Genomic DNA, 18705 nt, shown 5'->3' with positions numbered 1-18705 from the left:
ACAGCTGATATTATTATTTTTATCTAGTATCTCGATTTATGCTATAGCTTACAAGGATAGGCTCGATTTAAATAATATCATTATCAAAAATTGTAACGTAGAGCCTTAAATGCTCATATTTTGTAATATATTGAAAGTATCAATGGTTCAATTGAGTTTGCTGATAAGCTATTATTTGTTCGATTAACGACAAAACAGGGTGCTTTTGATCGTAATGGCTTGACGCGATCAAAATGACATGTCATAAGTTAACGATACCGACACACGATAGTTATACAGAGACCGATATAGCGTGTGCTCATACCGATTCATTATAGCTACTATACATAGTGATAAGAATTGGCTAAAAATGTTATCCACAGATTCTGTGGACAACTGTGTTGACGAACGAGAGTAATTATACTAACCCACTGTATTTTTACACTTTTTGTGTGTGGTTAAAAAATAACGCAGATTTTATATAAAATGGATTTTGTGTGTAAAAAAACCAAGCCTCTTAATGAGACTTGGTTTTTTTAGTTAGTGAAGATAAAGATACTTACCATTTCTTTTTTGGCTGAAACAACATATCAAGATCATCACCTTCTTTTTTCGGTTTTGGTGCACTCGGTTCACTGTGTTTTTGAGCACCCATGATTTCATCGAGTAACTGCTTAGCTTCATCGACTTTACGAGCAATAAAAGGATCATTGGGCGTCTGCGCTTTAATCGTGTGGAGCGTGTTTAATGCTTTTGTGACCATTTGTTTACTAGAACCGTACTGCTTCATAAAGCAAGCTGCACGAGCTCGGCTAATCATAGAATCAACATTAATTCTTAATTGCAGATTGTCGATACGCATTTCTTCTTGTGCAAAAATAGACGGATCCACTTTTCCCTTGTTATGTTCAGCACGTAAAATGGCTTTGAGCTTCTTAAGTGTTTTTACTAATTCTAAAACTTGCCTATCATTATCAGGTAAACGAAAGTTCTCAATCGCAGGGACTTGGCTTGGTGAATTAGACACTGTGGCTATTTGCATTTTAATGTCACCTAGGCGACGCTCATAATCCGATTTTAATTGACCTGATGCATGGACAACAGATTGTTCTAAAGCATCTTGAATGCGTCGATATAGTACTAACATAATGTGGCTAGAAGATGGGGTCATGCCAGTGTTGGATAATACGGCATCAGTTTCATCTATGATGGCGCGCTGGCGAGATGCTTCTACTCGACGTTCAGCTTCTGCTCGCTCTTTTTGTTGTTGGACAATACTAAAGCCGATAATCAGCAATAATAATGCACCAATAAGAATTAATACCAAAATTAAGGACATAAAGGTTCCATTTTATCTTTCATATCTCATGGTAAATATAGCCAAACGACAATGGCTAAAAGTTATTTTGATGCTGGAGTAAATCGTTGCAATAAAACTTCATCAAAATGATTCTATATCTTAGCGTATGTTATCGCGGCTGTCGTTGAATAATAAGTCGTTTTGTTGATAAATCATTAAACATTTGAGCCATGATGTTTATCAAAAGCTAAGTCAATTAAGTAACGAGTGATTTTTGCTTGCTCGTTATTACTATTTATATTACATTTCAATTGTCATATAACGTTTTATTATAGTTGAACGTTTGTTCTTCACATGTAAAACAACGACCGATTTGTTCTTGTTTGCATATTTTGCTGATGAGTGTTGGTTAAATCAAGGATAAAACCATGAAGCTGCAACAACTTAGATATATTGCAGAGGTTGTAAAACACAACCTAAATGTGTCATCAACGGCTGAGAACCTCTATACCTCACAACCCGGCATTAGTAAGCAAGTTAGAATGCTAGAAGATGAATTAGGTATTCAAATATTTGGTCGAAGTGGTAAACACTTGACTCACGTAACTCCTGCTGGGCAGCAAGTTATTGATATTGCAAATGATATACTTGGAAAGGTCGATAGCATTAAAAAGGTGTCTGAAGAATATACTCAGCCTAATCAGGGGGATTTAAATATTACCACCACTGATACTCAGGCTCGATATGCTTTGCCACAAATTATTAAAGAGTTCATTAAGCGATATCCCAAAGTCAATCTGCATATGCACCAAGGCACGCCGTCACAAATTAGTGAACAAGCCGCTAGAGGTGATGCTGATTTTGCCATTGCAACCGAAGCTATGCACTTGTATACCGATTTAATTATGTTGCCTTGTTATCATTGGAATCGCTCAATTGTTGTGACCCGTGACCATCCACTCGCGACTCAATCGACAAAAATTAGCATTGAAGATTTGGCTAAGTTTCCGCTAGTAACTTATGTGTTTGGTTTTGATAAAGCCTCTGAAATTGAAAAGTCATTTAAGCGTGCAGATCTTGATCCTCGAGTGGTGTTTAGTGCAACCAGTGCTGATGTACTTAAAACCTATGTACGTTTAGGATTAGGGGTAGGGGTTATTGCTTCTATGGCAATCGATCCGGCTGTTGATAAAGATTTAGTGGCGATTGATGCAAGCCATCTGTTTGCTCATAGTACAACCAAAATCGGCTTTAGACGTGGTAGCTTTTTACGCAGTTACATGTATGACTTTATGCGACATTTTGCACCGCACTTAACTCGCGATGTAGTAGAAAAAGCTGTCGCGCTTCGAGATCAGCAATTGATTGATGAAATGTTTGCCGACATGACATTACCAGTACGTTAGTACCCTATAACGATAATGCTTATTACATAAAAAACCTCGCGGATCTGCGTAATGCCGATCAGTTAAGCGGTAAAACGAGAAAATTTAACTGATCGGTTGACCGATCTTTCTAGTCTGCGAAAATCCGATAATCTTTATTATCGGATTTTTTTATGGAACTTTCAGAAGCCCTTGCTCGCACCTCAATTAATCGCCTAACTGAGTTTTCATCTCTCGCTGATGTTCTAGAGCCCGATATTATTCAATCTTGCCTTGATTCAAATGGCGTGGCGACATTAAGACGACGTAAATTACCCATGGACGCGATGGTTTGGGCTGTTATAGGCATGTCTTTATTTCGGACGGAATCTGTTCGTCAATTGATTAATAAGCTTGATATTGTGTTGCCACAAGAGGTTGATTATGTCGCTCGAAGTGCCGTAACACAGGCGAGAAAAAAGCTCGGTAGTGATGTGGTTCGCGATATATTTCATCGTTCAGCTGCCGCGTGGCATCAACGGACTGAACATCCACATTGGTGTGGTTTGAATCTTTTTGGCGTTGATGGCGTAGTATGGCGCACACCTGAAACCAAAGAAAACAGTGCTGCGTTTGCGCGTACAGCAAACAAGGCTTGTGAGTCTGGTTATCCGCAAGTCCGCATGGTTTGCATGATGGAGCTCAGTAGCCATTTACTTGTGGATAGCGCCTTTGACAGTGTTGCTGAAAATGAAATGAACTTAGCCGCTAAGCTTATCGCTCGCGTGCCTGATAATAGCTTAACCTTGTTTGATAAAGGTTTTTACTCGTTAGGTTTATTACACGATTGGCAGTCAAAAAGAGAAAAAACTCACTGGTTGCTGCCGTTAAAAAAAGGCACTCAGTATGAGGAAATTCGTAGCTTAGGTAAGCACGATAAACTGGTAAGGCTGAGAACCACACCTCAATCGAGGAAAAAACGGCCTGAACTTCCACTGACGATAGAAGCGAGATTAACCACTCGTCAAGTGAAAGGAAAACAAGTCAGCATTCTGAGTTCAATGCTTGACCCAATGGCGTATCCGAGCGCTGAAATCGTGGATTTATATGCCCATCGATGGGAAATTGAGCTGGGCTATCGAGAGATGAAACAGTATTTATTAGAAAGCCGATTTACGCTACGAAGCAACTTGCCGGAGTTAATAACACAAGAGCTGTGGGGAGTATTATTGGCCTATAATTTAATTCGATACAAAATGATATTGATGGCTAAATCCCTTAAAAGCGTCTTTCCAAATCAACTCAGTTTTAGAGATGCTTCTTCTCATATCATTAACAAACTGACTAATATGCCGTTATACGCACCAGGAAATGTGCCGAAACTGATTTTGGATATTGAAAGGAATGCGAAGCAATTTAAGTTGGAGGGTAAGCGAGAAAGAAGTTACCCGCGCTGCTTAAAAGTCAGTAAAAATGGTTATCCGGTCGCAAAAAGAAAAAATGCCGCTCACCTTAAGTGAACGGCATTACGCGGATCTGCGAGGTTTTTTGTTTAATTTAAAGGCTTAGTAATTGGTGTTAATCTGGTGCGTAACCAGATGGCCCAATTAGCTCGCCATCTAAATAAGCTTTACCATCGGTCATCGCTAAACGACCTAAGCTGAACCATTTTACCACCAGAGGATAAATGGCATGTTCTTGTTCATGAACACGCTCAGCTAATGCTTCAGCATCATCTTCTGGGTAAATAGGGACTTTAGCTTGTAATATTACTGGTCCAGCATCGAGCTCAGGGATAACAAAGTGCACGCTAGCGCCATGCTTTTTGTCTCCAGCATCGATAGCCCGTTGATGCGTGTGAAGCCCTGTATACTTAGGCAATAATGATGGATGAATGTTAATCATTTTCCCTAGAAAATGACTGACAAAATCATCTGTCAAAATTCGCATAAAACCCGCAAGAATAATGAGATCCGGTTGGTATTTTTCAATTGATTTCAATAAACGCGCATCATAATCACTGCGTACTTCATTGGCATAAGGAATAACACAACTGGTATCAATCTCGCTTTGATGAGCGCGAATTAACCCATAAGCATCCGGTTTGTTACTAATCACACCAACAACGGCAGCTTTTAAGTTATCGTCACAGCCATCAATAATAGCTTGAAGATTACTGCCATTACCGGAAATCAGTACCACAACTCGACAGCTTTGACTCATTAGATGATCTCCACTTGCTCTTCGTCACCTTGACGAGTAGCAATTTCACCTATCAACCAAGCATTTTCGCCTTCAGCTGTTAATAATGCTAACGCAGCATCAACTTTCTCTGTTGGTAGCGCAATAACCATACCTACACCACAGTTAAATGTTAGGAACATTTCATGCTGTGCAATATTACCGTTTGTCATTAGCCAATCAAACACTACTGGCCATTTCCAAGAGTTACCCTTGACTACAGCTTTGCAATCATCAGGCAGTACTCGTGGGATATTTTCCCAGAATCCACCACCGGTAATGTGTGCCATAGCGTGAATATCTGATTGTTCAATCAGTTTCAATAAAGGCTTAACATAAATTCTTGTTGGCTCTAATAAATGGTCAATTAAAGGCTTTCCAGCAAGATCTTGCTGAGGGTCTGCTTTGCTGACTTCTAATACTTTTCGGATTAACGAGTAACCATTTGAATGAGGACCACTTGAAGCAAGCGCTATGAGTGAGTCACCCGCTTTAACTTTAGTGCCATCAATGATGTCTGCTTTTTCAACAACACCAACACAGAATCCGGCAAGGTCGTAATCTTCACCTTCGTACATGCCTGGCATTTCAGCCGTTTCACCACCGATTAATGCGCAACCAGATTGGAAACAACCTTCTGCAATGCCGCTAACAACTGAAGTCGCTGTTTCAACATCAAGCTTACCTGTCGCGTAGTAATCAAGGAAGAAAAGCGGTTCTGCGCCAGAAACAATAAGATCGTTGACACACATAGCAACTAAATCAACACCGACGGTGTCATGCTTTTTGTAATCAATGGCTAATCTTAATTTTGTGCCAACGCCATCTGTGCCAGAAACCAGTACAGGATGTTTGTATTTAGTTGGTAATTCGCATAATGCGCCAAAACCACCTAAATTGCCCATAACTTCTGGACGGCGAGTGCGTTTTACCGCAGATTTAATGTTGTTTACTAACGCATTTCCTGCATCGATATCAACGCCGGCGTCTTTGTAACTTAGGGGGGTAGGAGTGGTCACGGAGGATCCTCTAGGGTACATCGTTTTATGGAATTTTATGCGGCAATATTCTACCAGTTTGTGCCGCTAGTCGGAAGCCATGTTTTTACTTTATCCTATAAAGAAAACGATGAATTGCCTATTTTTTATTGGTTTAGGTCACGATTTACTGCAATTTTGAAACTTTATGTTTTATAGAGAGGATAAATCGACTAACATTTATCAAATTTGCCTGAAATAGTCAGAAATCTAGGAGAAAGAAATGAAAGTCGTTGAAGTAAAGCATCCTCTGGTTCGTCATAAAGTTGGTTTAATGCGTGAAGCGGATATCAGCACCAAACGATTTCGTGAACTCGCCACTGAAGTTGGCAGTTTATTAACCTACGAAGCTACCGCTGATTTTGAAACTGAAACGGTGACAATTGAAGGTTGGAATGGCCCTGTTACTATTGAGCAACTTAAAGGTAAGAAAGTAACTGTAGTGCCTATTTTACGTGCCGGTTTAGGCATGATGGATGGCGTTCTTGAGCATTTACCCAGTGCGCGTATTTCTGTAGTGGGTATTTATCGTGATGAAGAAACATTACAACCAGTACCTTACTTTGAAAAAATAGTCAGTAATGTAGATGAGCGTATCGCTTTAGTGGTTGACCCGATGTTAGCAACTGGCGGTTCAATGATTGCGACTATCGACCTGCTGAAAAAACGCGGTTGTACTTCAATTAAAGCGTTAGTTTTGGTTGCCGCGCCAGAAGGCATTAAAGCACTTGAATTAGCTCATCCTGATATTGAGTTGTATACCGCTTCGATCGATGATTGCTTAAACGAGCAAGGCTATATTTTGCCAGGTTTAGGTGATGCGGGTGATAAGATATTCGGTACCAAATAATTCGTTATACTGAATTGTTGATACCATTGCTCGGCATGATTTACATCATGTACGAGACAATAAAAACGGGAGCCTTTAGTAAGGCTCCCGTTTTTATTTCTAGCTTGATAAGCCGTCGTTATCATTTAAATGTTAAAGCACCATTGCAGCTATCCAACCAAAAACAAGCAGTGGGATGTTGTAGTGAATAAACGTTGGGATCACGCTGTCGCGAATATGATCATGTTGTCCATCGGCATTAAGACCTGCTGTTGGACCTAGGGTCGAATCCGATGCCGGTGAACCCGCATCACCAAGCGCTGCAGCAGTACCTACCAGCGCAATCGTTGCCGCAACAGAAAAACCAAAACTGAGTGCTAAAGGCACGTAAATGGTGGCAATAATGGGAATGGTTGAGAACGAAGAGCCAATTCCCATGGTGATCAATAAGCCGACAATTAGCATCAGTAATGCGGCTAAAGCCTTGTTGTCACCTATGATGTCGCCTAGGGAGGTCACTAGTGTACCAACTTCCCCGGTAGATTTAACCACAGCAGCAAAGCCCGCAGCGGCAATCATAATAAAGCCGATATTGGCCATCATTTGCACACCTTGGTTAAACAGGTCTTTGCTCACTTCGTGTTTAATGATCCCTGAGAAACGAAAGATAATGAAACCACTTAACGCACCAAAGATCATCGAATCAGTTTGTAATTGAACGATTAAAGTAACCACAATTGCTGATAGTGATATCACAAGGCTTTTTCGACTGATGGTGGTTGCAATAGTGTCACTTATCACGGGTTGTTCAATCATGTATTCTCTAGGCTTGCGGTAACTGATAAATATTGCGGTGAGTAGGCCGACAACCATGCCCATAGCAGGTAATAGCATTGCTTTAGGAATTTGTTCACCGATAGCATTTAGCCCATTAGTGTTTAAATTTGCCAACAGAATGTCATTGAGAAAAATACCGCCAAAACCGATGGGTAAAATCATGTACGTGGTGACCAAGCCAAACGTGAGGATACAGGCTATAAGGCGGCGGTCGATACCTAGCTTTGAAATAACATGCAATAAAGGTGGAATAAGGATAGGAATAAAGGCGATGTGAATCGGCAAAATGTTTTGTGATGAAACAGCCATCAATAATATTGTGACTAATAGTAACCAACGTACAACTTGAGTATTACCACTATTGGGCTCTTTACCGAGTTTTTTGATAATTGAATGAGAAATTAATGTTGTTAAACCTGAATGTGACAATGCTGCTGCAAATGCACCAAGTAATGCATAGCTTAGGGCTATTTGAGCGCCGCCGCCTAGGCCATCATTAAAGGCTGCGATTGTTTGATGAATATCTAATCCACCGACTAAACCGGCCACAACTGCACTGATGGTTAACGAGACCACAACGTTAATTCGAATAAAGCTTAAAAACAACATTAAGCAAACCGCGATTACAACCGCATTCATAATCATTTTTCTTAAAAGTAAGTGAGGCCGCTATTCTTGACTGTCTAGAGTCTATTTGTCCAGCTGATATCGATTTTTTAGGTATTTTTGCTGATAGTTAACTCACAATGACTTGTCATTTAATATGTGGTTGTAGAAAACGAGGAATGAAATCATGTCATCAAATCATTTTGTCATATTTGAAACTTATTATTTAATGAGTCATGATGTTTTATTTTTCAGCAAGTAAACCAACATTCATCTGAAATAACTTATAAGTCCGTTAAATTAGATGTATGGTATACAACTGATTTAAGTCTCAACAGTATGGGTAATTGCTTGGTGGGTCACCATTTTGCGATACACATGTACTGTTGTTGAGTGTTTAAGCCATTAAATGGAGATAGATAATGAGCGTATTAGTAGGCCGTCCAGCCCCAGATTTTACAGCCGCAGCCGTTCTTGGTTCTGGTGAAATTGTTGACACATTTAACCTTGCTACCGCAATTAAAGGTAAGCCTGCAGTTATTTTCTTCTACCCACTCGATTTTACTTTTGTATGTCCATCAGAGCTAATTGCTTTTGATCACCGTATGGAAGAGTTCACTAAACGTGGTGTTGAAGTGATTGGTGTTTCTATTGATTCACAGTTTACTCATAACGCATGGCGTAACACTCCAGTCGACAAGGGTGGTATTGGCCAAGTTAAGTACACTTTAGTAGCTGATGTTAAACACGAAATTTGTAAAGCATATGACGTAGAGCATCCAGAAGCTGGTGTAGCTTTCCGTGGTTCTTTCTTAGTAGACAAAGAAGGTCAAGTTCGTCACCAAGTGGTTAACGATTTACCACTAGGCCGTAACGTTGATGAAATGATCCGTATGATTGACGCACTTCAGTTCCATGAAGAGCACGGTGAAGTTTGTCCAGCGGGCTGGTCAAAAGGCGAAAAAGGTATGACTGCAAGCACTGAAGGTGTTGCTGCATATCTAAAAGATAACTCTGACAAGCTATAATTTAGCAATTAGAGACAATAAAAAAGCTGCTTCGGCAGCTTTTTTATTGGGTGACATTAATGCTTTCTTATTGAACTAGCCAAGTGTTGATGGCCTGCAAGAGATAACGAAGGGCTAAGTATTCATTATTCGCTTGTAGAGTCGCTATCATCTTCCACAGCCGCTAATGGCCATCCGCCCAACGCTTTCCATCTGTTAACGATGAGGCAAAATAATTCAGCGGTACGTTCGGTATCATATAATGCTGAATGGGCTTCTTTATTGTCGAAATCGATCCCTGCCATTTTACAGGCTTTAGCTAATACAGTGTGTCCAATAGCAAGGCCTGCCAGTGTCGCGGTATCGAAGCTAGCAAAAGGATGAAAAGGAGATCGTTTTAAACCATTTCGTTCAATAGCCTTATTAACAAACCCTAAATCAAAAGCGGCATTGTGCGCGACAATGATACTGCGATGACAATCTGCTGCTTTTTGGGCTTTTTTAACTTCTTTAAAAATCTCTAAAAAAGCGACTTTTTCGTCTACTGCACCACGAAGTGGATTGGTGGGGTCGATACCGTTAAAAGCTAATGCTGCAGGTTCTAAGTTTGCGCCTTCAAAAGGCTCAATATTAAAGTGAAGGGTTCTATCAAGTACAATGACTCCATCACTATTCATTTTTAATAAGCTGACAGCAATTTCAAGCAACGCATCGGTATTGGCATTAAAACCCGCAGTTTCGACATCGATAACAACAGGGAAATAACCACGAAATCGGTGTTTAAACTTATTAGCGTCGCAAATATCAGTCATTACAGTTTTTATCCTCAATAGCTATCATTCATCGGTGCAAATGATATAAGCCGAGTATTATGCGCAAACTCAAGCGCAGTGTCATGTTTGATTGTGGTTTTTATCATCGATTAAACATGATTGTTTACTAAAGGAACTGACTTTGTGGCCGATAGAACAAATGTAATCGGGTATAAAGGGTGGTTTTATGTGGCGAAAACTGATGGTCCTCACAAGTTTGTGTCTTTGCTCAACGGCTAATGCCGACTTGAGGCACTACGTTGCGTCATTAGAAAACTCTGCATGGCGTATTGGCGAGAACAATCCAATAGAATGCCGTCTTGAACATGATATTCCTGACTATGGGCGAGCTGTGTTTACCAGTAACGCCGGTAAAGCGTTAAATTTACATTTCACGTTAGACATGTGGCTAAAACCTGATGCAGTGACTAAAGCGACATTAATTAGTCGAGCCCCTAGTTGGCGCCCAGGACACAATTCTAAAGAAATCACTCAACTGACTTACAATAAGCAGTTTAATGGTGAAGTGCCTAAAAAAGCTGCCTGGTCTATGCTGAATGAATTGAGCCAAGGAATGGAACCCACGTTTTATTATGCTGATTGGTATAATCACAATGCCAAGATTGCCGTCGGTTTGTCATCGGCTAATTTTGGCGGTAAATACCGTGAATTTCGTGCTTGCTTAGCTAATTTATTGCCATACAGTTTTGATGATATTGCTTTTACGGTGTTAAATTACCAAGAAGGCGGGGTAGAGCTTACTCGTTTTTCTAGCCAGCAATTACAGAAAATACAGCGTTATTTGTCTTTTGACCCTGAAGTAGAGCTCGTGCTCATTGATGCTTACACCGACAGTTACGGTGGACGTTCGGTTAACCAAAAGGTGTCAGATAAGCGTGCCGATTCAGTGAAAGATATTCTTATTGCTAGTGGTATTCCTAAAGATCGGATTCATACATCGGGTCATGGTGAGAAACGCCATGTAACAGGTAATGATCTTGCAGAAGAACGTATGATGAATCGCAGGGTCGTGATTAAAATAACCAAACCTATATAATTCCATAATGTATCGCTTATTGCGCACCATGCGTAGTAGCCTCATTTATTGATATGATAATTTGTTTGAGCCTGTTATCTATCTGGTAAGCAGTACAATGGCTCAATCACTAGATTATCCTCATCCATCTATGCCCATTTCACTTGGCTGCTATTCAATATTTTTTAATACCAAAAGCCAAATCGACAATACTCATTTGTAAACGGATGGTGGTTTACTTAAGAGCCAACTCAATAGCGTGGACATCATTTCACTTTAAAGGGTTACGCTATTTCTTATTCGTATAGCTCAAATTTACAATAGTGGCATATTTTGATTTGTAGATTTGTAGATTTGTAGATTTGTAGATTTGTAGATTTGTTCGCTAGTATTTTAATTTTGGTTTATGAATATGCTAAAAAAAGGGCAAAAAAAACCCACTTAATCCAAGTGGGCTAAATAATTTGCAATCAACAAATCTAAGGAAGGAAGTCAAGCATAAGAACTAGGGATAACTGAGGTATTGGGTTACATCAGTTTGGAGTTCTTGGTTTTCAACATCTGAATCAGATGTGTCCTGAAAACAAAGCCATAATAGAATGTATACACTAATCTGACAAACAAGAAAAATTACGATTTATCATTAGTAAAACTAATGGTTTAATGTGGTTGTTAGATGTTATTTATACTCTAATCGGCTTATATAGCGCTTTATTAAGTTATTACCTATATTTATTGCATAACTATTCGGATTAGTTAATGCAGCGGTCAAAATATTTAACAAATAGTCTATATCTCATCATGTGACAAAGCATGCTTCTTGATTTAAATATGCTAAATATAATCCTAAACAATGTTAGATATGTGGGAATTACTCATATTAAGTTGGAATGTTAAGGCTGTCTCTTCGTGAGGTTTAGTTAATCCCAAATAGTCAGCAAGACAAATAAGGCAACGTTATTGGTAGAGCCGTTGATAGTGTATTGACTGGAAACAAAACGCAGAATGTTGTTGGCTTAACTTTTATTCACGTTTACATTTTTCAGAGTGTGCGATGATGCTGCCATCTTGTTGTTGTCTTTTTTGTGTATTTAGCTTTTTAAGCGGCTAAACATAGGCTTTTTCAGCCAATAAATGACTATGCCTATATTGCATGTTTTGTTTAACAAATTGTTAATTTTTTGATAAATACATTAATAAAGCTTCATCTCTTACAGTTCCTGAGGTTTTTCGTGTGTTTTAGCGCATTTTGAGCAAAATAAAGTCTACTTTTCCCTCGGTACAATATTCACAAGCGTGTTGGTACTCGGTATAGTAAGCCAACTTTTACAACCTAAAAATTGATGTTCAGATTATGTTTGTTTGGCCTATTTCAGTCTATTACGAAGATACCGATGCCGGTGGTGTTGTGTACCATTCTAATTACTTAAAATTTTTTGAACGAGCCCGAACGCAATGGTTAAAATCAATGGGTGTTCGCCAAGCTGAACTGTTGTCAGAAGATATTGCTTTTGTCGTCAAACATGCAGAATTAGATTTTCGTAAAGCTGCAAAATTTGAACAGGATTTTGTGGTTGAATCAAAAGTTATAGAATTAAAAAAAGTGTCGTTGGTGTTTCACCAGCGGCTAGTTGATCATCAAGGTGATTGCTATTGTGAAGCGACAGTAGTTGTCGCGTGTATATCTTTATCACGTATGCGTCCCCGCGCTATTCCCCTAAATATTGTTCAGGAGTTTGACAGTGCACGCTGAAATTTCATTTATTGGTTTGTTTTTAGAAGCCAGTGTGTTGGTAAAGTTAGTTATGCTGACCTTGTTGGCATTATCGATTGCCTCATGGGCAGTGATCATTCAACGCAACAAATTATTAGGCTCTGCAAGAGTTAAGTCATTACGTTTTGAAGAAACGTTTTGGTCAGGTGTTGATTTAAACCGTCTTTACAAAGAATTAATAGCACGTGGTAGTGCTATCTCTGGTTTAGAATCGATGTTTGTGGCAGGTTTTAAAGAATATACTCGTTTGAGCAAAGTAAACAGTAAAGCACCTGAAGCTGTTATGGATGGAACTTCTCGAGCAATGCGAGTGAGTTTGTCGCGAGAAATGGAAAAGCTTGAAAACCATTTGCCGCTATTGGCAACGATTGGTTCTACCAGCCCATACATTGGTTTGTTTGGGACGGTATGGGGGATTATGAATTCCTTTATTGCACTGGGCGCGGTAGAAAATGCCACATTGGCAATGGTTGCACCTGGTATTGCAGAAGCATTGATTGCAACTGCAATGGGCTTGTTTGCTGCAATACCTGCCGTTATTGGTTATAACCGTTTTACAACGCAAGTTGATAAAATTGAAATGAGTTATGCTAACTTTATGGAAGAATTCTCCAACATATTGCAACGTCAAGCGTATAGCGAGAAGGAAGCTGTTTAATGTATCAGCGTAAACGTCGTCGTCCAGTTGCAGAAATCAACGTGGTACCTTACATCGACGTGATGTTGGTGTTGTTGATTATTTTTATGGTGACAGCGCCTATTGTATCGCAAGGAGTCAAAGTAGAATTGCCTCAAGGTAATGCGGAGTCGTTGCCACCTGATAGTAAGCCTCCTATCGTTGCATCGATTGACGCAGAGGGACAATATTTTTTGAATATCGGCAGTAGTTCTAACTCTGAAGTTATGGACTTAGAGCAAGTATCAACTGAAGTTGGAGCATTAATCCAACTTGAACCGTTAAGGCCAGTGGTTGTAAAAGCGGACCGCACGATACCTTATGAAAGCGTTATTCAATTAATGATTAGCTTGCAAGGTGCTGGTGTGCCTGCCGTAGGGCTAATGACCGATTCACCAAAGGAGAAATAGGTGGCTGGAAATTCAGATTTAACCGTACCAGTTTCTATTTCTGCTGGTATTCATATTGGATTTATCGTCATTCTTGCTTTAGGCATTAGTTTTGATGATAAGCCCAAGCAAATGCAAACGGCAGCAGCAAGTGCACCTGCCGTTCAAGCTATTGTAATAGATCAACAGAAAGTGAATGACAGAGTTGAGCAATTAAAGAAACAAAAGCAAGATGTGGATAAGCAAGAAAAAGCCCGTCAAGCAGAACTAGAACGTAAAGCATCAGAAGCTCGCCGTGAACGTGAACGTGAACAAGAAAAAATTAAAACTTTAGAGATCCAGCGTAAACAAAAAGAGCAGGAAACTCAAAAGGCTAATGATGCTGCTAAAGCCGCTCAGGCAAAGCAAGTGCTAGAAAAAGAGCGAGCAGATAAAGCTGAAGTAGTACGCAAGCAAAAAGAACAAGAGCAAAAAGCTTCTGAAGACGCAGCTAAGAAAGCCGCTGAAAAACGTAAGCAAGAAGAAGCCGCTGCGAAAAAAGCTCAAGAAGAACGTCAACGCGCTGATGACGAACGTAAACGTAAAGAAGATGCTGAGCGTAAACGTAAAGCTGAAGCAGATACTAAAGCGCGTCAAGAACGTGAAATGGCAGAGGCAATGGCTGCTGAACAAGACTCACTTTCTAAAACACGTAACAAGCAAGTGTTGTCAGAAGTTGATAAGTATAAAGCCATGATTATTGCCACTATTCAACGAAATTTAGTTGTTGATGAGTCAATGCGTGGGAAAAGCTGCAGGGTCTTTATTCGTCTAGCGTCAGATGGTTTTGTCACAACAAGCCAAACGTTAGATGGTGATCAGGTAGTTTGTCGAGCCGCCAAAGCGTCGATAAATAAAGCGGGACGGTTACCAGTATCGCCTGAACCGGCTGTTTATCAGCAATTAAAAGAAATTAATTTAACCGTTTCACCGGAATTTAATTAATATCAATCGTATTTAATGATGGAATGGAGTTAAAAGGAGTCGCATGAATAATTTGGCTAAATGGCTAACACTGGTATTAATAGTGTTAACTACACCCGCTCGCGCAGCGTTAGATATTGTGATTACAGAAGGGGTTGATGCAGCAAGACCGATTGCTGTTGTACCTTTTGTATGGCAAGGTCAAGGTCCAGCTCCAGCTCCTGCATCTATTTCTGATGTGGTAGCATCTGATTTGTCTCGCAGTGGTACATTTAAGACACTTGATGTGCGTGCATTGCCACAATCAACTATTTCGTCTGTAAATGGATTTACTGCTCAAAATTGGGCTAATGTAGAAGCGGAAGCGCTTGTGGTTGGTACGGTTAAGCCATATGGCGCCGATCAATATTTAGTGAGTTTTGAGCTGATTGATTTAGTCAAAGCACAACTTCAAGCGGGTAAAGGGCCTCAGAATAACAATGAGTTATTACTTGAAAGCCGTGAAACGGTTATTAGTGCAAACCAATTTAGACAGTACAGCCACCGTATCAGTGATATTGTGTATGAAAAGCTCACCGGTATTCGTGGTGCATTTTTAACCCGTATTGCATATGTTGTGGTTAAACAAGGTCAAAAAGCACCTTACCATCTAATGATTGCGGATTACGATGGCTACAATGAACAAATGTTACTACGTTCACCAGAGCCATTGATGTCACCAACGTGGTCTCCTGATGGTCGTCGTTTAGCTTATGTGAGTTTTGAAAATAGAAAAGCTGAAATCTTTGTTCAAGACATTTACAGCCAAACTCGTACGTTAGTGAGTAGTTTTGACGGTATTAATGGTGCACCAGCATTTTCTCCTGATGGGAAAAAATTAGCTGTTACACTGTCAAAAGATGGCCAACCAGAAATTTATGTCGTCGATATTGCGACTAAAGCAACTCGACGTATTACAGAGCATTACGCAATTGATACAGAACCATCTTGGTTCCCAGACGGTAAATCAATTTTATTTACCTCTGAACGTGGTGGGAAACCACAGTTATATCGCGTAAGTTTAGATACAAATAAAGTCTCGCGTATGACTTTTGAAGGTGAATGGAACCTCGGCGGTTCAATTAGCCCAGATGGTCGTAGTATGATTTTTGTAAACCGTACTAACGGTAAATTCCATATTGCTAGAATGGATCTTGCAACACGCTTTATGCAGGTGCTTTCATCAACTCAACTTGATGAATCACCAAGTGTTGCTCCAAATGGCACTATGGTTATCTACGGTACAACCCATCAAGGTAAACAAGTGTTAGCTGCTGTTTCTATGGACGGCAGATTTAAAGCAAGATTGCCTGTCGGCCAGGGCGAGGTGAAGTCACCCGCATGGTCTCCGTTTCTCTAAATAGATATTGATAAGGATTTAAAATGGATCTGAATAAGTTGTTTAAAGCTATGTTGGTTGCAGTTCCGCTTATGGCACTGGGTGCCTGTAGCTCAACTTCAGACTCTGAAACTGACGCTAACGGTTCTATGAGTGGTACTGGTAGTGAATACGGTAATGGTGGTATTGAAACTGGCGGTGTAGCTCCTGTACTAAGCTCTGCAGAACAGCAGCGTTTAAAAGAACAAGAATTACGTCGTCAAAATATCATTTACTTCGACTTTGACCGCAGTGAAGTTCAAAGTGAAAATGCTGAGATCATTCAAGCTCATGGTAACTATTTAGTTGAGCATCCAAATGTTCGAGTATTGATTGAAGGTCATGCTGATGAACGTGGTACGCCAGAATACAACATCGCACTAGGCGAACGTCGTGCTAAAGCGATTGCTAAGTATTTACAAGGTATGGGTGTACAACCTAGCCAAATGAGCATCGTGAGCTACGGCGAAGAAAAGCCATTAGATTATTCACGCAACGATACTGGTTTTGCTAAAAACCGTCGTGGTGTGTTAGTTTACTAAAGCGTAAAAAGTGCAAGGCCAACCGTTATCGGTTGGCCTTTTTTAGGAGATAAAAATGAAACTAGCCATATTAGTTGCGGCGATGTTCTTTACAACGGCAACGGCTTTTGCTGCACCAGCACCGGTTTCGGATGCATCTGGTGGTTCAAATGATGACAGAATTTCAAGATTAGAGCGCATCATTAAAGCAAAGCAACAAGGCGAATTCGACATGCAGCGTCGTATGGATGCATTGCAAAATGAAGTGTTGGATTTAAGAGGCATTACTGAGCAACAAAATTATCAAATGAATCAGATGTTACAGCGTCAACGACAGCTGTACGAGGAAATTGCTAATCTTACTGCTAAGTCATCAACCCCAGCAGCACCAGTTCAAGCTGATGCCACTACGGTTGCCGCAGCCAGTTCAACGTTGGGCGAGACAGGAAGCTATGAGGCCGCTGTGAACTTGGTCCTTAAAGAACGTAAGTACGATGAAGCCATTCCTGCTTTTCGTAGTTTTATATCGACATACCCAGACTCTAATTATGCAGCTAATGCAAACTATTGGTTAGGCCAGTTGTTGTACAACAAAAGCGAGTACAATGATGCGAAACAAGCATTTAGTACTGTTGTCAGTAAATTTGCAGATTCAAATAAGCGTGGCGATAGTTTAGTTAAGCTTGGCATGATTGCAGAAAAAGAAAATGATTCTGCCGGTGCAAGAGCTTTGTATAACAAAGTTCTAAAAGAGTACGCAGATAGTGCCTCCGCACGCCTTGCACAACAACAATTATCAGCATTGAAAGGCTAATTAAGCCAAAAAACAGCCTCTTAGTCTGTTTTTCATGCAAACAACAAGAAATTATAAATTTGCGCTTGCATGAGAAATTGAAAAAGGTATTATAGGCGCCCTCAGAACGGCAGAGCCTTCTGGGGTGTGTTGAGGTGATACTAACTTAGTCTACAGTTACTGTGATATGAGTTATTATTAACAATCAACAAAATGGGATGTTAATTTAACAAGTCTTGAAATATAGCAGTTAGGTATGTTCCAGTAAGAATATCAGTTCTTGCAAAACCAAGATGGGTCGTTAGCTCAGTTGGTAGAGCAGTTGGCTTTTAACCAATTGGTCGAAGGTTCGAATCCTTCACGACCCACCACTTTTTAAATCGTGGCTAAAGAATTTAAAGGTTACACCAAGATGGGTCGTTAGCTCAGTTGGTAGAGCAGTTGGCTTTTAACCAATTGGTCGAAGGTTCGAATCCTTCACGACCCACCACTTTTTAAGTCGTGGTTAAAGGATTTAAAGGTTACACCAAGATGGGTCGTTAGCTCAGTTGGTCTTGAAATAGAGACAGTTGGCTTTTGTTCCAGTAAGAATATCAGTTCTTGCAAAACCAAGATGGGTCGTTAGCTCAGTTGGTAGAGCAGTTGGCTTTTAACCAATTGGTCGAAGGTTCGAATCCTTCACGACCCACCACTTTTTAAGTCGTGGTTAAAGAATTTAAAGGTTACACCAAGATGGGTCGTTAGCTCAGTTGGTCTTGAAATAGAGACAGTTGGCTTTTGTTCCAGTAAGAATATCAGTTCTTGCAAAACCAAGATGGGTCGTTAGCTCAGTTGGTAGAGCAGTTGGCTTTTAACCAATTGGTCGAAGGTTCGAATCCTTCACGACCCACCACTTTTTAAATCGTGGTTAAAGAATTTAAAGGTTACACCAAGATGGGTCGTTAGCTCAGTTGGTCTTGAAATAGAGACAGTTGGCTTTTGTTCCAGTAAGAATATTAGTTCTTGCAAAACCAAGATGGGTCGTTAGCTCAGTTGGTAGAGCAGTTGGCTTTTAACCAATTGGTCGAAGGTTCGAATCCTTCACGACCCACCACTTTTTAAATCGTGGTTAAAGAATTTAAAGG

17 protein-coding genes and 5 tRNA genes are annotated in these 18705 nt (G+C 40.1%); 17 read left to right on the top strand and 5 right to left on the bottom strand.

Annotated features, from left to right (window positions below; all coding sequences use genetic code 11):
- Positions 1-538 precede the first annotated feature (538 nt).
- Entirely contained in the window at positions 539-1318 is a 780-nt protein-coding gene (locus EGC86_RS05580; RefSeq protein ID WP_011636922.1) for a hypothetical protein, read from the bottom strand.
- A gap of 389 nt (positions 1319-1707) precedes the next feature.
- On the opposite strand from EGC86_RS05580, the gene cysB reads away from it, so the two are divergent.
- Both cysB and EGC86_RS05570 read left to right on the top strand, forming a co-directional pair.
- Entirely contained in the window at positions 1708-2685 is a 978-nt protein-coding gene (gene cysB / locus EGC86_RS05575; protein ID WP_011636923.1) for an HTH-type transcriptional regulator CysB, read from the top strand.
- Between the two features lie 152 nt (positions 2686-2837).
- A complete protein-coding gene (locus EGC86_RS05570) occupies positions 2838-4163 on the top strand; it encodes an IS4 family transposase (RefSeq protein ID WP_123776897.1) in 1326 nt (441 codons plus the stop codon).
- A gap of 58 nt (positions 4164-4221) precedes the next feature.
- On the opposite strand, the gene purN is transcribed toward EGC86_RS05570, so the two are convergent.
- A complete protein-coding gene (purN, locus tag EGC86_RS05565; RefSeq protein WP_011636924.1) occupies positions 4222-4866 on the bottom strand; it encodes a phosphoribosylglycinamide formyltransferase in 645 nt (214 codons plus the stop codon).
- A complete protein-coding gene (gene purM / locus EGC86_RS05560; RefSeq protein ID WP_123776896.1) occupies positions 4866-5903 on the bottom strand; it encodes a phosphoribosylformylglycinamidine cyclo-ligase in 1038 nt (345 codons plus the stop codon). Before purM ends, purN begins: the two co-directional genes overlap by 1 nt.
- Before the next feature lie 241 nt (positions 5904-6144).
- Between purM and upp the strand changes: the two genes are divergently transcribed.
- Positions 6145-6771, top strand: a complete 627-nt coding sequence (upp, locus tag EGC86_RS05555; RefSeq protein ID WP_011636926.1) for a uracil phosphoribosyltransferase — start codon at positions 6145-6147, stop codon at positions 6769-6771.
- Between the two features lie 132 nt (positions 6772-6903).
- On the opposite strand, the gene EGC86_RS05550 is transcribed toward upp, so the two are convergent.
- Entirely contained in the window at positions 6904-8226 is a 1323-nt protein-coding gene (locus EGC86_RS05550) for a Na+/H+ antiporter family protein (RefSeq protein WP_123776895.1), read from the bottom strand.
- Positions 8227-8615: 389 nt separating this feature from the next.
- Between EGC86_RS05550 and EGC86_RS05545 the strand changes: the two genes are divergently transcribed.
- On the top strand, positions 8616-9221 hold the full coding sequence (locus EGC86_RS05545; RefSeq protein ID WP_011636928.1) for a peroxiredoxin: 606 nt from the start codon (positions 8616-8618) through the stop codon (positions 9219-9221).
- 125 nt (positions 9222-9346) lie between these two features.
- On the opposite strand, the gene rnt is transcribed toward EGC86_RS05545, so the two are convergent.
- Complete coding sequence (gene rnt / locus EGC86_RS05540) at positions 9347-10012, bottom strand: ribonuclease T (protein WP_011636929.1); 666 nt, start codon at positions 10010-10012, stop codon at positions 9347-9349.
- Between the two features lie 187 nt (positions 10013-10199).
- Here rnt and EGC86_RS05535 point away from each other — a divergent pair, with 187 nt between their 5' ends.
- From EGC86_RS05535 to EGC86_RS05475, 13 genes are all read left to right on the top strand, one after another.
- Positions 10200-11069, top strand: a complete 870-nt coding sequence (locus EGC86_RS05535) for a flagellar protein MotY (protein ID WP_059745505.1) — start codon at positions 10200-10202, stop codon at positions 11067-11069.
- A gap of 1330 nt (positions 11070-12399) precedes the next feature.
- Positions 12400-12801 (top strand): tol-pal system-associated acyl-CoA thioesterase, encoded by a 402-nt coding sequence (ybgC, locus tag EGC86_RS05530; protein WP_086019746.1) that lies wholly within the window; start codon positions 12400-12402, stop codon positions 12799-12801.
- Positions 12791-13480: a protein TolQ gene (gene tolQ, locus EGC86_RS05525; protein ID WP_101086783.1), complete on the top strand. Its 690-nt coding sequence runs from the start codon at positions 12791-12793 to the stop codon at positions 13478-13480. The genes ybgC and tolQ overlap by 11 nt, the downstream gene beginning before the upstream one ends.
- Positions 13480-13908, top strand: a complete 429-nt coding sequence (gene tolR, locus EGC86_RS05520; RefSeq protein WP_101086784.1) for a protein TolR — start codon at positions 13480-13482, stop codon at positions 13906-13908. Before tolQ ends, tolR begins: the two co-directional genes overlap by 1 nt.
- Positions 13909-14871 carry a cell envelope integrity protein TolA gene (gene tolA / locus EGC86_RS05515; RefSeq protein WP_123776894.1) on the top strand — a complete coding sequence of 321 codons (963 nt, stop codon included), beginning with the start codon at positions 13909-13911 and terminating at the stop codon, positions 14869-14871. It begins immediately after the preceding gene.
- 43 nt (positions 14872-14914) lie between these two features.
- Positions 14915-16249, top strand: a complete 1335-nt coding sequence (gene tolB, locus EGC86_RS05510; RefSeq protein WP_123776893.1) for a Tol-Pal system beta propeller repeat protein TolB — start codon at positions 14915-14917, stop codon at positions 16247-16249.
- Between the two features lie 23 nt (positions 16250-16272).
- Positions 16273-16809, top strand: a complete 537-nt coding sequence (gene pal / locus EGC86_RS05505; protein WP_011636936.1) for a peptidoglycan-associated lipoprotein Pal — start codon at positions 16273-16275, stop codon at positions 16807-16809.
- 55 nt (positions 16810-16864) lie between these two features.
- Positions 16865-17602: a tol-pal system protein YbgF gene (ybgF, locus tag EGC86_RS05500; RefSeq protein ID WP_011636937.1), complete on the top strand. Its 738-nt coding sequence runs from the start codon at positions 16865-16867 to the stop codon at positions 17600-17602.
- A gap of 274 nt (positions 17603-17876) precedes the next feature.
- A tRNA-Lys gene (locus EGC86_RS05495) sits at positions 17877-17952 on the top strand.
- Positions 17953-17995: 43 nt separating this feature from the next.
- Positions 17996-18071, top strand: a tRNA-Lys gene (locus EGC86_RS05490).
- A 125-nt stretch (positions 18072-18196) separates the two neighbouring features.
- Positions 18197-18272: transfer RNA gene (locus EGC86_RS05485), tRNA-Lys, on the top strand.
- A gap of 125 nt (positions 18273-18397) precedes the next feature.
- Positions 18398-18473 (top strand) — tRNA-Lys (locus EGC86_RS05480).
- 125 nt (positions 18474-18598) lie between these two features.
- Positions 18599-18674: transfer RNA gene (locus EGC86_RS05475), tRNA-Lys, on the top strand.
- Positions 18675-18705 lie beyond the last annotated feature (31 nt).

Origin of the sequence: Shewanella frigidimarina (genome assembly GCF_003797125.1) — a bacterium.
In the GTDB taxonomy this organism is placed as follows: domain Bacteria; phylum Pseudomonadota; class Gammaproteobacteria; order Enterobacterales; family Shewanellaceae; genus Shewanella; species Shewanella frigidimarina.
This window is presented reverse-complemented; position numbering and strand designations above follow the sequence as displayed.

What these genes read in the sequence shown, in the direction of transcription:
- EGC86_RS05580 (WP_011636922.1), bottom strand. Translation starts at nt 1,318, where the DNA reads ATGTCCTTAATTTTGGTATTAATTCTTATTGGTGCATTATTATTGCTG.
- cysB (WP_011636923.1), top strand. Translation starts at nt 1,708, where the DNA reads ATGAAGCTGCAACAACTTAGATATATTGCAGAGGTTGTAAAACACAAC.
- EGC86_RS05570 (WP_123776897.1), top strand. Translation starts at nt 2,838, where the DNA reads ATGGAACTTTCAGAAGCCCTTGCTCGCACCTCAATTAATCGCCTAACT.
- purN (WP_011636924.1), bottom strand. Translation starts at nt 4,866, where the DNA reads ATGAGTCAAAGCTGTCGAGTTGTGGTACTGATTTCCGGTAATGGCAGT.
- upp (WP_011636926.1), top strand. Translation starts at nt 6,145, where the DNA reads ATGAAAGTCGTTGAAGTAAAGCATCCTCTGGTTCGTCATAAAGTTGGT.
- EGC86_RS05550 (WP_123776895.1), bottom strand. Translation starts at nt 8,226, where the DNA reads ATGAATGCGGTTGTAATCGCGGTTTGCTTAATGTTGTTTTTAAGCTTT.
- EGC86_RS05545 (WP_011636928.1), top strand. Translation starts at nt 8,616, where the DNA reads ATGAGCGTATTAGTAGGCCGTCCAGCCCCAGATTTTACAGCCGCAGCC.
- rnt (WP_011636929.1), bottom strand. Translation starts at nt 10,012, where the DNA reads ATGACTGATATTTGCGACGCTAATAAGTTTAAACACCGATTTCGTGGT.
- EGC86_RS05535 (WP_059745505.1), top strand. Translation starts at nt 10,200, where the DNA reads ATGTGGCGAAAACTGATGGTCCTCACAAGTTTGTGTCTTTGCTCAACG.
- tolR (WP_101086784.1), top strand. Translation starts at nt 13,480, where the DNA reads ATGTATCAGCGTAAACGTCGTCGTCCAGTTGCAGAAATCAACGTGGTA.
- tolB (WP_123776893.1), top strand. Translation starts at nt 14,915, where the DNA reads ATGAATAATTTGGCTAAATGGCTAACACTGGTATTAATAGTGTTAACT.
- pal (WP_011636936.1), top strand. Translation starts at nt 16,273, where the DNA reads ATGGATCTGAATAAGTTGTTTAAAGCTATGTTGGTTGCAGTTCCGCTT.
- ybgF (WP_011636937.1), top strand. Translation starts at nt 16,865, where the DNA reads ATGAAACTAGCCATATTAGTTGCGGCGATGTTCTTTACAACGGCAACG.